General features: G+C 66.0%; 13 protein-coding genes and 1 tRNA gene. 6 read left to right on the top strand and 8 right to left on the bottom strand.

The genetic code is table 11. The annotated features are described in order from the left end of the window. The first annotated feature begins 38 nt into the window (after window positions 1-38). Window positions 39-1,211 (top strand): winged helix-turn-helix domain-containing protein, encoded by a 1,173-nt coding sequence (locus tag ABIC44_RS03780; protein WP_354293757.1) that lies wholly within the window; start codon window positions 39-41, stop codon window positions 1,209-1,211. A gap of 13 nt (window positions 1,212-1,224) precedes the next feature. Here ABIC44_RS03780 and ABIC44_RS03785 read toward each other — a convergent pair whose 3' ends face one another. The 3 genes from ABIC44_RS03785 to ABIC44_RS03795 form a co-directional block, all read right to left on the bottom strand. Continuing rightward, window positions 1,225-2,199, bottom strand: coding sequence for a serine hydrolase domain-containing protein (locus ABIC44_RS03785; RefSeq protein ID WP_354293759.1), 975 nt, complete (start codon window positions 2,197-2,199; stop codon window positions 1,225-1,227). A 74-nt stretch (window positions 2,200-2,273) separates the two neighbouring features. Then, window positions 2,274-3,275, bottom strand: coding sequence for an alpha/beta fold hydrolase (locus ABIC44_RS03790; protein WP_354293761.1), 1,002 nt, complete (start codon window positions 3,273-3,275; stop codon window positions 2,274-2,276). Window positions 3,276-3,328: 53 nt separating this feature from the next. Beyond that, window positions 3,329-4,669 (bottom strand): hypothetical protein, encoded by a 1,341-nt coding sequence (locus tag ABIC44_RS03795; protein WP_354293763.1) that lies wholly within the window; start codon window positions 4,667-4,669, stop codon window positions 3,329-3,331. A 521-nt stretch (window positions 4,670-5,190) separates the two neighbouring features. On the opposite strand from ABIC44_RS03795, the gene ABIC44_RS03800 reads away from it, so the two are divergent. Then, the gene (locus ABIC44_RS03800; RefSeq protein WP_354293765.1) at window positions 5,191-5,700 is read left to right on the top strand and encodes a hypothetical protein; all 510 of its coding nucleotides are present in this window, start codon (window positions 5,191-5,193) and stop codon (window positions 5,698-5,700) included. Then, window positions 5,697-6,323: a hypothetical protein gene (locus ABIC44_RS03805; protein ID WP_354293766.1), complete on the top strand. Its 627-nt coding sequence runs from the start codon at window positions 5,697-5,699 to the stop codon at window positions 6,321-6,323. Before ABIC44_RS03800 ends, ABIC44_RS03805 begins: the two co-directional genes overlap by 4 nt. A 112-nt stretch (window positions 6,324-6,435) precedes the next feature. Here the strand turns inward: ABIC44_RS03805 and ABIC44_RS03810 are convergent, their stop codons facing one another. Both ABIC44_RS03810 and ABIC44_RS03815 read right to left on the bottom strand, forming a co-directional pair. Further along, window positions 6,436-7,104: a hypothetical protein gene (locus tag ABIC44_RS03810; RefSeq protein WP_347091783.1), complete on the bottom strand. Its 669-nt coding sequence runs from the start codon at window positions 7,102-7,104 to the stop codon at window positions 6,436-6,438. Window positions 7,105-7,234: 130 nt separating this feature from the next. After that, on the bottom strand, window positions 7,235-9,256 hold the full coding sequence (locus ABIC44_RS03815) for a S8 family serine peptidase (protein ID WP_354293768.1): 2,022 nt from the start codon (window positions 9,254-9,256) through the stop codon (window positions 7,235-7,237). A gap of 643 nt (window positions 9,257-9,899) precedes the next feature. Between ABIC44_RS03815 and ABIC44_RS03820 the strand changes: the two genes are divergently transcribed. The 3 genes from ABIC44_RS03820 to ABIC44_RS03830 all read left to right on the top strand — a co-directional run bounded on the left by ABIC44_RS03820 (window position 9,900) and on the right by ABIC44_RS03830 (window position 11,323). Next, complete coding sequence (locus tag ABIC44_RS03820; RefSeq protein WP_354293769.1) at window positions 9,900-10,193, top strand: hypothetical protein; 294 nt, start codon at window positions 9,900-9,902, stop codon at window positions 10,191-10,193. Between the two features lie 63 nt (window positions 10,194-10,256). Further along, window positions 10,257-10,775: a hypothetical protein gene (locus ABIC44_RS03825; RefSeq protein WP_354293771.1), complete on the top strand. Its 519-nt coding sequence runs from the start codon at window positions 10,257-10,259 to the stop codon at window positions 10,773-10,775. Window positions 10,776-10,834: 59 nt separating this feature from the next. After that, window positions 10,835-11,323, top strand: a complete 489-nt coding sequence (locus ABIC44_RS03830) for a hypothetical protein (protein ID WP_354293772.1) — start codon at window positions 10,835-10,837, stop codon at window positions 11,321-11,323. Between the two features lie 113 nt (window positions 11,324-11,436). On the opposite strand, the gene ABIC44_RS03835 is transcribed toward ABIC44_RS03830, so the two are convergent. From ABIC44_RS03835 to ABIC44_RS03845, 3 genes are all read right to left on the bottom strand, one after another. Continuing rightward, window positions 11,437-13,299: a site-specific integrase gene (locus tag ABIC44_RS03835; RefSeq protein WP_354293774.1), complete on the bottom strand. Its 1,863-nt coding sequence runs from the start codon at window positions 13,297-13,299 to the stop codon at window positions 11,437-11,439. A 224-nt stretch (window positions 13,300-13,523) separates the two neighbouring features. Continuing rightward, window positions 13,524-13,600: transfer RNA gene (locus tag ABIC44_RS03840), tRNA-Pro, on the bottom strand. A gap of 68 nt (window positions 13,601-13,668) precedes the next feature. After that, complete coding sequence (locus ABIC44_RS03845; RefSeq protein ID WP_354293775.1) at window positions 13,669-14,160, bottom strand: nucleoside deaminase; 492 nt, start codon at window positions 14,158-14,160, stop codon at window positions 13,669-13,671. Between the last annotated feature and the right edge of the window lie 22 nt (window positions 14,161-14,182).

Genomic DNA, 14,182 nt, shown 5'->3' on the forward strand with positions numbered 1-14,182 from the left:
GATTGACGTGCCGCCATCCAAGGTCGAATTCGTCGGACATGAGCATCTCCAACCGCGAAGCGCGTCGGATCGTCCTGGCGGCGCAGGGCTTTGGTCGCGCGCGTCCCGTCACTCCGTCGGTTCGCCACCTGCGCGGCACCGCCGAGCGGCTCAACCTCCTCCAGATCGATAGCGTCAACGTGCTGACGCGGGCGCACTATCTGCCCGCGTTCTCGCGTCTAGGCAGCTATGACCGTGCCTTGCTGGAGGGAGATGCGTGGGGGCCGAAACGACAGCGACGCATGTTCGAATATTGGGCGCACGAGGCGTCGCTGCTGCCGCTCGACCTCCACCCGCTGCTCCGCTGGCGCATGGCACGGGCGGAGCGAGGCGAGATCGGCTATCAGGCGCTGCGCCGCTTCGCGGTCGAGCGCCGGGCCGAGGCGGATGCCGTGCTCGAACGCATCACTGCCGAAGGACCGCTCGCGGCCGCCGACTTCGAGAACGGGTCCAGCCGCAGCGGCTGGTGGGAATGGAGCCACGTCAAGCACGCGCTCGAATGGCTGTTCTGGTCCGGGCAAATCACCACCGCGACCCGGCGGGGCAGCTTCGCGCGCCTGTACGACCTGACCGAGCGCGTCATTCCGCCGGCGGTACTGGCGCTCCCAACGCCGTCGGTTGAGGCGGCGCAACGCGCCTTGATCGAACGGAGCGCCCGTGCGCTGGGCATCGCTACCGCCAGCGACCTGCGCGACTATTTCCGGTTGAAACCCGCCGAAGCCGATCACGCCATCGCCGACCTGGCGGAAGACGGAGTGCTCGTGCCGGTGCGGGTCGAGGGCTGGAGCCAGAAGACATGGATGCATCGCGACGCGACCATGCCGCGCCGGGTGCGCAGCGCTGCCTTGCTCGCGCCGTTCGATCCGTTGATCTGGGAGCGGGCCCGCGCCGAACGCCTGTTCGGCTTCCACTATCGCATCGAAATCTATGTGCCGCAGGACCGGCGCACGCATGGCTATTACGTGCTGCCCTTCCTGATGGACGAGGCGTTGGTCGCGCGGGTCGATCTGAAAGCGGATCGGCAATCGGGGCTGCTGCTCGCGCACCGCATCACGCTGGAACCGGAAGCGCCCGCCGATACGCTGCCGCGGCTTGAGGCCGAGCTCGACCGGATGTCGGCATGGCTCGGTTTGGACGCCGTCCGTATCGGCGCGGTCGTCCATCGGCGTTGAGCGTCTTAGCCCGTCACGTTGCTCCACCCCGCTCGGCGGCGGGCACGATGCCGTCGTCGAGCAGTGCATGGAGCGCGGCGATATGGCCATTGTCGCGCGCGCCGCTGGAATCGGAGGTCATGACGACCGTCAGCTTCAGGTCCGGCACGATGAACAGCATCTGCCCGCCATAGCCCCAGGCGAAGCGCAACGGATGGCCGCGACTGGTGCCAACGAACCAGCCATAGCCATATCGCCCACCGCTCCACGGCGATACGGTGCGCGGGGTCCAGCTTTCCTCGATCCAGCGTGCAGGCACGATCCGCCGTCCGTCGATCACGCCACCCAAGCGATAGAGTTCGCCGAACCGCGCCAGGCTGCGCGGCGACATCATCATGTCGTTGCCGCCGAAAAAGATGCCCTGCGGATCGCGCGACCATGGCGGGATGGTGATGCCGAGCGGCTCCGCCAGCCAGTCGCGCATCAGCGTGTGGGTGTCGCGTCTCGAAGCGCGGGTCAGCATCGCCGACAGCAGATGCGTGTTGCCGGTGGAATAAAGCATCGCGCCGCCCGGCTCATCGACGAACGGGCGCGCGAGGGCGAAGCGGACCCAGTTGCGACTGGACACCCAGCGCCCGTAATTCTCGCCCGACGTCCGCTCCAGTCCGGCGCGCATCGTCAGCAGGTCCTCGACGGTCAGCCGGGCAAGACGCGGGTCGGGGCCGGGCGGCGCATCGCTGCCGAGCACCGACAGCACGGGCTGGTCGACGCCGGTCAGCGCGCCTTTCGCGATCGCGACACCGACCAGCGCGGACAGGACCGACTTAGACGCGGACTTGATGTTCACCGGCCGGTCGAGCGGCGGCCCGCCGTTGAAGCGCTGCTCGGTCAGCACCTGCCCGTCGCGGAGGACCAACAGCGAGCGGAGCCGGGGAAGACGGCTGGCTTGGGCAACGGTGTCGGCCAGGATGACGGCGTCCAAACCGCGCGTCTCGACCGGGCGGGACACGGCTGCTTGCCGTGGCGCTGGTGCAGCATCGCAACCGCTGGCGAGGAGGAGCGCCAGTGCGCAGGCATATCGCTTCACGGCGTCATCGCAGAGCGAAGCGATTGCAGGAACTCGGCGGGCGCTTCGACCTGCGGCGAATGGCCGAGATCGTCCAGGCGGATCAGGCTTGCGCCTTGGATGCGCTTCACCGCCTCCTCGGCGGCCTGCGGCACGGTGCGGACGCGGGCGCGCTGGCCCTTGGGCGCACTGTTGGCCCGAAAGGCCGTCAGGTCGCGCTGGCCGATGATCAGCGTGGTCGGAACCGCAAGGCGCGGCAGTTCGGCGGCGACCGGCTGGGTTTGGATCATATCGGACAGTCGCGCCTGCGCGTCGCGCACCGTGTCGCCATCGGGGCTGGCATATTGCCCGGCCAGCATGGCGACCCAGCGATCATAGGCCGGACGCCAGACCCCATGATAATAGTTGCGGAGCTGATAGGCCTTGATCGATGCGGCGTCGGTCTTCGCTTCCTCGGCGCGCAGCTTGCCGAGATCCGCATAGGGCACGCCCTCGCTCAGCGTGTCGTTGAGGCCGAGCGGATTGACCAGCACCAGCTTCGCGACCCGCTCAGGGTACAAGAGCGCAAAGCGTGTCGCGAGGATGCCGCCGGTCGAATGGCCGACCAGCACGACCTTGCCGGCCCCGGCCCGGTCGAGCAGCGCGGCAGTCAGCGCGGCCATGGTGTGGAAACTGTACTGATAGCCGCTCGGCTTCGACGATTTGCAAAAGCCGATCTGGTCCGGCGCGATGACGCGGTAGCCCGCCGTCGCCAGTCCGCGTGCGGTGTCGCCCCAGGTCGCGGCGCAGAAATTCTTGCCGTGGAGCAGGACGACCGTCGTGCCGTTGGGCGTGGCGGTCGCCGGCCAGTCGAGAAAGGCCATGCGAACCGGATGGCCCTGCGAATTGGCCTCAAACCAGTGCACGGGGGCCGGATAGGCGAACTGCTCCAGATCGGCGCCGAGCGGCGCCGTTTGGGCAGCCGCAGTGGTTGAAAGCAGGGCCGAGCAGGCAGCGGCAGCAAGAAAGCGAAATCGCATCAACAGATAACAACAGCCGCGACGCCAATATCCCTGGCGCCGCGACGACGTGGTCAGATGGTTCGCTTTGTCTCCGCACGGCTGGTGACCATGTCCCACAATCGGTAGGCCGCGTCTTCATCGTCCGGGGATGGCGCATGGAGATTGAAGCCAATATCCTCCCAAGGCTGGCGGGCCTCCCAGTCCGGATTGAGCGACCAGTAACAGACGCTCGCCTCGAACATCGCCAGATGCTCGATGGGGGTTTCCATCGGCGGCAGGCCCTTTGTCTCGACATGCGTGTGAATGGACCGCGCCAGATCATCGAGCCGCTTGTTGATCATTTTGCTTTCCGTCAGCCGTAGGGGGCGTGGCGACATGATCGCGATGGGCGCCATGGCAGCGCGTCCCAGAACCTGCTCGGTCGTGCTGGGGCCAGCGGCGACCGGCATGAATTGCCGCAGCAACTCGGTTGGCATGGGTGACACGCCACCGGGGTAATCTGCTGCCACGGGGTGCCGTGGCATGTCGCGCAGCCAGGCGTAAGCCGGTTCGTCACGGAGAGTGCCGAGCACGGCATCAATCGTTGGATCGTCGCATCCGCTGTCGCCGGACAACAGGATTTTGCCGAACGCGATCAGCGCGTTTTTCCGTCGCTCCGCGGATATCGCCTCAATGGCAAAATGCTGCTCTATGTCGGTCTGCTGTGCCTGGCTGTCGACCTGCTTGTTCGTCGGCAGGACCCTGCCCGGATGGCGCTTCGCCCAGTCGATCACCGAACGCTGGATGTCAGCGGCGAGCTGATGTCGAAACGACGGATCGTCTCCATAGCCAGCGATGAACCGACGGAGTTCCGCATGCGGTCGCCCGGAGACTGCGCTGACGAGCGGCCAAGCACTGCCGAGCGCGGCCCGCTCATTGGTGACATTGTGCAGTTCTTTGAGCAGCGACGTCGCGATCAGGATACCCAGCGCGGTCCGCAGATCGGCAATTTCTCGCGCGTTCGGCGGACGATGGCCTGCCGCCTTTTGGTATCGATCAAGCAGACGGGGCAGGAAATTACCCGGCGATCCGATCGTGGGCTGCTTACCGTCAATCGTCTTCGGCCGCTTGCCATAGGCCTTGTACCCGGTGAGGTCGAAGCTGCCACGGGCGATGGCCTCGATCCAGGCGTGCGGATCGGGGGCTGGGCCGAGCAGTACCGCGATCAGTTCCGATAGGATCGAGCCGCGTCGGGGGCCCAGGGCTCCAACGGCGTTGCGTCCCGCCTCCGTCACCAGAAGCTTCATCATTCTGGTGATGCTCGCGGCGGCGGCCTTCTCCTGTTCGGGACTGCCGTCGCCGTACTGCCCGCCCGCCATGTGACGCCGATACGTTTCCAGTTCGGCCGGGGTCAGCAGGGCATTCAAATCCATCCTCGATGCTCCATCGATGCGGACGGCCGATGCTCGCCGCTCGCGACACCAAGCAGGCATAGCCTTGCAGACCCTCACACGCGGTAAACGCCGCCGTAAGGGCGGCGCGCACAGCCTCACAAAAAGATGGAGGAAAGCTCACAGAGAGAAGTGGGCGCCCTCACAGAAGAAGGCAGACCGCCCCCATGCGGGGCCGCACAGAAACTGCGGCGCAATACCGCTAAAATGTCACATTTCATATTTGTGTCATTTTAGCTGCGTCGGCGCGTGCGCGCCGGGAGCGCAATGCGCTCCTGGTGGAGGCGTCGCCTCCAGGTCCGCCGGCACCGCGATGACGGTGCCTCCGGAAGGCGGGACCGGTCGCATGGCCAATGGCATGCTCCGCCAAGACCACCCAAGCGCCGCATGGCGGCGAGGTCGATGACGAAAGGTCGGGAGAACGAATCGGCTGAGCCGAGAGGTGAAATGACCAAGGAGGATCACCGCGAACAGCCCGCGGCCCCCATGGATAGAAGTCGACCATGCACATCAAGACACTGGAGGCGGTCGCGATCGCCGCCGCCCTGACCCCTGCGCGTCTTGCCGGGCTGCGCTTTCCCGTCGATCCGGATGCAGGCCCGAAGCCTGCCACCCGGCTGCGGCACTATCTTCACGCGCCGGCGGCGCGGTTGCTGATCGTCCCGGCGATCGCGCCGCCCGCCCGCCGAGACGTCGAGGACCTCGTCCGGGCATATGATACCGATGCGCTGGTCGCGCTCGCCTCGCCGAATGGCGTCGACGACATCACCTTCGCGGTCATGCTCGCTGGCAACGATCCGGTTTACTCATCCGGACTGAACCTCTTCCTCGGTGCCGGGGCATCATGTCATTTCGTGCCTCCGGAGCCGAGCAGAACGTCCTTCGCCCTGCTGCCGGTAGGGCTTCGCGGTTGCGAATGCGCGCCATGGGATAGCGAGATGGATCGGCGAGCGGGACTGGCCGACGGGCGCGCGTTTCTATCCGGCATCTTCTTCGCGGGAGGGACGATGTGACCACACTCCCCGAATGGCTGGCGCCGGGTGCCGTCACTGACCGGCTTTTCGACGTCCGTGCCGAGGCCGGTCGCGCGATCGGCTTCGGCCTCGTCCGGCCGCGGCGCAGCGGACTGGAAAATACGATGAGCCAGATCGCCTTCGCCAAGCTCAACCCGGTCAAACCGGTCGACGATGGGGTGAGAACGGCGTGCGGCTGGCCGGTGACGGCCCGCGATTACCGGATCATCCCTGCGCCCGGCGTGCCGGACGTCACATCTATCGGGCGGCTGTTTGGCGACTATGACGCGGCGGTCCGGCCGCATCAGAAGCTTCTGGGCGCCGTCTTCACCTTCCCGTTCGTTTCCGATGTGCCCGTGCATGACGGCTTCGGAGCAGTGCTGTCCTATGCGGCCTTGCGGTTCGGCCGGGAACGCCGCCTGACCAGTTTCGTGGTCGCTCACGCACCGTGCGATCAGCTGGCGGAGGAAGCCCCGCATGCCCACGCCATCGTGCTTGGTCGCACCCACCGGGCGTCCGGTTGGGGGCCGCCCCATCCCGATCTTGCCGAAAGCGAGCATGCCATGTGGGCAGAGGATTGGGCGGATTTCTCCGCACGCTGGGCCCTGACGCTGGGGCAGTGAACAGAGCGGAATTTCGGTATCGCTTCATGCAGCGTGCCGGATCGATTCATGGCGATGGACGGGACGACCCAGCGTCCCGTCCATCGAACTGACCGTCGGCGGCTACGGCTCGTCAGAATGACGATTTCCCTGCCGTACCTCCACCGACCGCACGGCTGACCGCATTCTGCCATGCCCGCTCCGCTACCACGCCTTGCGAGAGGGAGACGTTCAGCTTGCCGTAGACGTCGAGTTTGGCCGCAAGCCCCTCGTGCGGATTGCCCCAGATTTGACGGCACCGGTCGCCGCCCGTGCACCAGCTCGCCTCGTATGTGGATCCAACGATTTGCGAGAAACCCGGCTTGCCATAGCGCTTCACCATCTCGGCGGCGATCTGCTCGGGCGTCCGTCCGGCCGCAGGCGCGACGTATTTGACGACTTTGACCGCGTCACCCGTCGGCATCGGCTGGAATTCGACGATCAGGCTCTCGTCGCCTTTCGCGGCGTTCAGCACCGCCACACCCTGTTTCGGCTCCTCGATCGGGAAGACGTCGCGCTGCCGCTTGGCCTCATGGTCGACGGTCGCGGCCCAATCCTCGCCCGCCGACGTCTCGACCTTCCATCCGGTACGGGCAAGCGTCGCCTGCACCTCGGGCGCGGCCATGCCGATACGGATGCCAGCGATCGTCAGCGGCGCGGCCGCGGTCTTCGTCTGCGCGGCGGCCTCCTGCTCGGTAACCGAGGCCGATCCACAGGCGGTGAGCAGCGCCAGTGCGGCGGTGGCGGTGAGCTTCGTCATCATGTCATGTCCTTGTATTCCGGACGTGCGGGTTCGTTCGCCGGAATGCATTCCGGCGTGGCAGGTCCGTTGAGGGTGTGTTTCTAGGGGTGGGCTGCGCTTGCCGGTGGCGAGCGGGCCCGGACGGCGAGCCTCATCGCAGCACCAGCGCGACGAAGCCTGCGGTGTCCTGCGCGCCGGCGACGTGGCCGGCGTCGAAGGCATGGGCGACGCCGAGCCGCAACGACGAGCTGGGCGACAGCGCGGCCGACCAGCCGAGCTCGACGTCCATCTCGCGCGCGGTCGGTGTCAGGTCGACGGTGGTGAGGCGGGTGGCGAGCGCGCCAGTCATCAGGTCATAGGCGACGGGCGCCTCGACGACCGCACGGGCGCGTTCGAGCCGAAGCGGCGAGGACAGCCCGAACGTCATCGTACCGCCGCCGAGGCGATACGCGGCGTCGAGCGCGAAGTCCGTCCCCGTCATCGGGCCGGTGAAGCGCAGCAGGTCCGATCCACCAGCGACACGAGTGGTGGCGGCCGTGGCCCGTGCCGACAGCAGCACGCCTGCAATGCTGCGGCTGGCGTTCAGGGTAACCAGCGTCGTCCGGCTGCCCGAGAGGGCGAAGCCAGCGGGGCCGCGCAGGCCCAGCACCTGACCGCGCTCGGTCAGATCCGACAGCTCAACCCCAAGCCCCAGCGGCGTTGCGAAACTGACACTGCGCAAAGCAGAGCGGCCGTCGTGCGACGCGCCGGAAGCAAAGCCTGCCGACCAGCCGCTGCCGCTCCACGATGACGAGGTGCCGACCGGTGTGGCTGCGACGTTGCGCAAAGCAGAGCCGGCGATGCCTGCGCCTTGCCCGACCGCGGCATTGGCGCTGAAGCTGATCGTCTGTCCCGCAGCGGGCGAGAAGGCGAAGGTGGCCGGTCGGTTGGAGCGCGCTGCGGCCCATGGACCGGTGGCGGCGGAGGCGAACCCCAGTTTTGCGTCGTTGGCCGTGATGGCCAGCCACGGCGGATCGATCGTTCCCAGCATCGCGCCTGCCAGCAACCCCGAACCCCGGCTGCGTGGTCCGGTGGTGCCAGTCATGGCGAAGTCACGACCATAGCGGTCGACGACCGTCATCCGGGTCACGGTATCGGCTAGCTGCCCGCCGCTGCCGAAGGGGCCCGACAGGCTAAGCGAGGAATAGCGCGCCAGCACCATATCGGCGGCGGCGAAGGCACTGGTGGGCGCCTGCGCCTTCATCGCCGCCTCGATGTTGAGCAACCCGGCGCCGAAGATTTGGTCGGCACCCTTGTCGCCGAGGTCGGTCGCGGTATCGAGCAGGATGCGCGAGATCGCCTTGCCGCCGAGCTGCGGCCAGCATTGCTTGAGCAGCGCCGCCGCCCCGGCGATCGCGGGAGTCGCAAAGCTGTTGCCCGTGACGGCGGTCAATTGCCCGTCCTTGCCGACGACGCTGACGTTCGTCGCAACCACCGCCAGCGTGCGGTCGGCAAGATCGCCGGGCAGGCCATTGCCGCTCGGCGGTCGCAGCGAGCTGTCGACACGGATGCCAAACAGGAAATTGTCCTGGTTCTCCAGATTGCTGCCAACAAGGTTGCGGGTGATCGTGCCTGATGCAGCGCTCTTGTCGTCGACGAAGTTGGAGACGGACTGGACCAGCAGCCGGTCGGCTTTGACGACGCCGTCCATTGCGGTGCGTTGTTCGGTCGCCGCCTGACCGGCTGCCTCGCCGTTCAGGCTCAGCGAGATGACGAACGCCCCTTTTTCCACCGCATAGGTGATGGCCGGGGCGACGTTCATCGGATTAGCGCTGTCCGCCTCCTTGATGACGGAAGTGGGGGTGACGTTCTCGAGATTCGGCGCGGCGATCTTTAGCGCAAGCAGCGTCGCGTCATAGGCGACGCCGTGCATACCCAAGCCGTTTTTGGCCGCCAGCGCGACCGAGGCGACTTCGGTGCCATGGCCCTGTACATCGTCGAGCGGGAAGGTCACCGTCTCCGGCGAGCAGGTGGCGCAACGCGCGATCTTATTCTCGAACGCCATACTGTCGGGTGAGATACGGCCGGCGAACTCGGCGCTGCTGGTGGCGATGCCAGTGTCGATGACAGCGATGGTCACGCCCTTGCCGGTGATGCCCCTGTCATAGGCATAGGCGGCTTTCGCGCCGACCACGGCGGCGGAAGCCTTGTACTCCGCGCTATCTACAGCGCTGGGCGGCGGGGTCGGTGTGGGGGATGGCGTCGGTGTTGGGCTAGGTGTCGGCGTCGGGATCGATCCGGACGAATTAACGCCTCCACCACCTCCGCCGCCACAGGCCGCAAGCAGCATGGCTGCTGAAATCACCGATGATGTTTGAAAAGCTCTCCGCCACTGGCGGCCAAGTCCCGCAACCATACGCACCCCCGTGTCGGGCGATGCTTGGCTTCCCCAGCCGACGGCATCGCCCCTGATGACGAGGCGATGCCGACCCGAAAGCCGGAAGTTGGAAACTCGCTATTAGACGAGCGCGCACGCCTTTAGGCCCCCGAAGGAGCCCTGGACATCCGCGAGCGCCTCCCGGCCGAAACTGGTTCGGGCCGGGTACACGGCTACTAATAGCGAGGTTTCCACGCCTCGGTCCGCCTGCTGGCGAACGGCACTGGTGTAAGCGGAACCTGTTAACGAACCAAGTCCCGCCGTGCAGGAACGCCGTTCGGGCTGCTGCAACATGCGGCAAGCTGGGCGGCTTCCGTCTGAACAATATCGCGTATTTCGAGATGTTTACCCTCTCCAGCAGCGACAATCTGCTGGAGGAAAGAAAATGAAGCGACGTCGCTTGCCCATCGTGTTTCGCCTGAGCGCCATCCTGCTGCTGACCGCCCTGATCGCGGGACAATGGTGGCAACGCCAGCCCGCCAGCAGCATCGCCGGCTGGGTGCCCGCCATGGCCGAAGTTTATTGCCCGGCCGCCGCGATCCATCGCTCCGGCACCATCGCGGACAGCGCCCGCATGCTCGACGACTGGGCCTATGCCGTGATCGGCAACGCTGTCTTTCGCGATGGCCGCGACCGCTGCCGTGTGAGGAAGGGAAGATCGGCCGGGGCCGAGCGAAGCCCTGAAGAGAAATGAAAATCGAAGGGGCCTGATCCGGACCAGCCGGTCCGGGGATCACGCTGTTGCGCAGGTACCCCCATGCATTCGACTCTCCATGACACGCTGCCGACGACCTCGGTCGCGCTCCTCAACTATGTTCTGACCGCACTCGCTCCCGACGAGCCGTACCCCTACGCGGGCAACACCGGCCTGCCGGGGGGCGTGGAGTCGCTCGAGAACAACCTGGTCGTCGTGGCGACCCCGGTCGCCGAGCGTCTCTATGACGACGCGGTCATGCGCTGTGCCGCGACCCGCAAGCGCGACGTGGTGCTGGTCCGGCACGGTTTCCACCCCGAAATCCTCGAACCGGTGCGGGCCGATGTCGCGCTGCACTCGGTCACCGGACCGATCCTGGTGCCAGATTTGAGCTTCTACCGCGATGCCGATGGCGGCCTGCACCTCGTGCCGGCGCGTCCGGACCTCTTCGTCGGGATCACCCGGCACGGGTTGGAGGTGTCGATGCCCGCTCCTTGGAACAGCGGGTGGGAGCGGGTGACCGGGCTCGAGCGCGCCGCCGCCGAGATCGTCCGCGCCTGCCGGCGGACAGAACAGGGTTGAGATCAGCGAACACGAGAATGTGCCCCCGGAAATGGGGGATGAAACAAGGAGATATCGAGATGAACACCCCGAATTTCGAAGCCGCCGTCACCCGCGCCGTCGTCAAGCTGCTGCTCGGCAACCGCAAGCTCAAGCCCGGAGTCGCCATCACCGGTGGTGATCCGCTCGAGATCGAGGATCAGATCAAGATGGGTCGTCACGCGGTCGAGACCGACGCCGACGTCCTGCACCTCGAATATCGCACCGGACCAAACCCGGCGCTGACCGGGATCACGATGTTCCTGCCGCGCGATGGCCGTTGCCACATCCAGAGCGGCTGCCGCCTGTGGCAGTCGAAGTCGGGCAACCGGGGGCTGATCCTGCCGCAGGCTCATGTGCGCGGGCATTTCCGGCTCGCTCCGCGGGAGATCGTGCACATCGACGGCAAACCCGCAGACGATCTGAGTGAGGGCATCGAACGCGCCAGCACGTGGCTGACCCGGCAGGTCATGCGGCCGGGCGTCCAGTATGACGACTCGCAGTGCACGCTCTGGGCAAAGGCCGCCTGACGGATCGCGTCGAGGTCTATCACCCTGTACGGACGAGCCAGCCTATTCGGACACCCGCTCGAAAATAATAGCGGTCTTGCCCGAATATGGCAGCTCGTCCGATATGCCGACACTCACTTTAACCGCACCTTCGCGGCTCGCGTACGATGCTGCCGTCGCTCGGGCGGCCTTAGCCGAATGGGGAGCGTCGCAGGGATGTGCGCGGTCAGCGGCGTCAGCAACTTCAGGGCATCAAGCTTGAGGGAAAGCTCGGCTTCCTCGTCATAGGTCCTTGCGGTCTCCGTCTCGCCCTCGTGGCCGAAGATGTCGCACCGCACTTCGCTGGGAACACGCCCTTTCATGGTCGTCGTTGCCAAGCCGCGGAAGCTGTGGACGTCCTTGTCCTTCCATGCCCCGCCGACGCGATGCCGCCATGACGTGCCTTCGGGGAAAGCCCAGTCCCGCAACGGCCTGAACACGGACTTGTAAAACGTGCCGGCGAATGTCGTCGAGTTCGGCGACTGCATCTCCGGAAACAGCATCGTGGATCCTGCGGCGCGCATCGACTTCACATAATCGATAAAGCCCAAGCGGATCAGTTCGGGATGGATCGGCAGCCGTCGGATCGACTGGATGTTCTTGAGCGACCGATCCTCGGTATATTGGATCAGAAAATAGGGGATCAGGTCTTGTTCGAAGACCTCGGCCAAGCCCAGTCCGGCAAGCTCTGAACTGCGACCGCCATAAAGTGGGAGCATCAACGGCAGCCAGTACCAGGCGTCGTGGAAGATTTCGGTTCCGGGTTTGAAACGTCCGCCGATACCGGCGCACCCGGTCCAGATCGGCGCGGACAACAGCGTGGCGACTTCCTGCTTGGTCCAATTGGCGCGCTTGTCCCGGTCACGCTTGCGCTGCTTGCGATCGGATTTGCCAAGGCCGGCCCGCGCAACCTTGAAGGACAGCGGCTTGGCCGGTCGATGCGCCTCGGGGTCATCCTCTTCGCCCGCCGCATGGGCCAGGACGGCAGCGACCCATGTCAGATGCTTGTTGATGGTGACCTGACTGATGCCGATCTGCGCGGGGTCCATGACTTTCGCCCGCTCCAGGCTGGCGGCGATGCCACCCGCCTGTTCTTCGCGGGTACGGCCCCAGCGGTTCGGCAATGCCCGACACAGGGTCGTGAAGGCGCGAACATGGGATTGGTCCAGATCCTCGATGAAGGCGTCGCCGCCGCAAGCGTGATCGAACAGGCGGATGGCGGTCCGCACCTGCTTGATCGAATCCGTGTCCCAGCCGCCCTCCTTGCTGTACGCGGCGATGCAGGCCTCAGCCGCATCGACGATGCGTTGTTTTGGTCGCTCGGGCTTTGGCGGCGGCGCCGGGGTCTGAGCAGGCGTGACGATGTCATCCGAGAGTGGTTCTGTAGGCGCAGGGCACGCGTCTTGTGGCGCGATCTGCTCGAAGGCGAATGGCGCGTCGTCCGCCAACGCGTCGTCGACCCATGCGGCCGTCTCGTCTTCCGTGTCGGGCAGCAGCGCCGTCGCTTCTCGGCAGGCGGCGGCCCGTGCGGCGCAGATCGTCTTGCCCATACGGGCGACATTGTCCTGCGTCGGCAGGATGCCGAACACGGTGGTGTACTTGTCGATCTGGGCCTTGGAGACGGGGTCGTTGTTCTGGAACTCGAACACCAGATCGGCGACCTGCTTCGCGCGCGCTGGCGACCAGCCGGCCGCGATCAGGCGGTCATGCTCGTCCAGCGTCCATTGCGCGCCGACCCCGCGGCGGCCCAGAAAGCCCCAGGCCTCGGCATAGAGGCTATTGATCGACGCGTGATCATCGGCTGGCGCGGTGGTGCCTGCCTGATCTTCCAGGATGCGCTGCAACTGCCAGCGCAGCGCATCGCTGAACACCTTCTTCAGTTGATCCGGCCTCATCCCCGTCGATTGGCCATAGGCCATGCGCACCCCCTCGACCGCCACATTCAGGCGATCGGCCATACACCGCGCATGTTTATAATTTCCCGTTCGAAGGGAAAAGCACAGGGGCACGTGCGTGCCCGCCACCGTGATCTTGCGCCGCCAATGATAGCTGCCGCCGCGCAGCCGCAGGTTCCGTAATCCCATTCCGTCACCCCCAATGGGTACAGCGATGGGTACAGCCGTGGGTACAACGGTTCCCGATCGCCAGGTAGGCGACGTGAAATCAACAACTTAGATGCGGATGGTCGGGGAGACAGGATTCGAACCTGCGACATCCTGCTCCCAAAGCAGGCGCGCTACCAGACTGCGCCACTCCCCGACAGGGGGTCGCCCTTAGGGGAAGCGGGGCGGTACGTGCAAGGGGAATTTGATCATGAGCCGGTTCCCCTACAGGTTAGCCTGCTCCTCACGCGGCAGGTTGGCGTCGGGCGGGTAATAGAGGCCCGCGCATTCCTCACGCAGGCAACTGCCTTCGATCACGATGTCGTCGCGATAGGCATCACCGATGAAGGACAGCGTGTCGACATGCCGCGCCTCGAAATACATGGCGTGCACGTCGTCGCGCCCGGCGCCATAGACGACCCGCCCCACCTTCGACCAGATCGCGGCCATGGTGCACATCCCGCAGGGCTGCAGCGTCGAATAGAGCGTCGCGCCGCGCAGTTCCATCTCGCCGGTCCCCTCACAGGCGCGACGGATCGCCATCATCTCGGCATGGGCGGTGGCGTCGCGGAGCTCATGGGTCTGGTTGCGCTCGGCGGCGATCACCTGTCCGTTCAGGACGATGATCGACCCGAGCGGCGAAGTGGCGGGATCGGAGCCCTTGGACCGCGCGACCGCGATCGCCTGGCGCATCCATCGTTCGTCTTCCTGTGTCATGAGCCTTCAACGCGGCAGTCGC

Origin of the sequence: Sphingomonas sp. 1185 (assembly GCF_040544655.1) — a bacterium.
In the GTDB taxonomy this organism is placed as follows: domain Bacteria; phylum Pseudomonadota; class Alphaproteobacteria; order Sphingomonadales; family Sphingomonadaceae; genus Sphingomonas.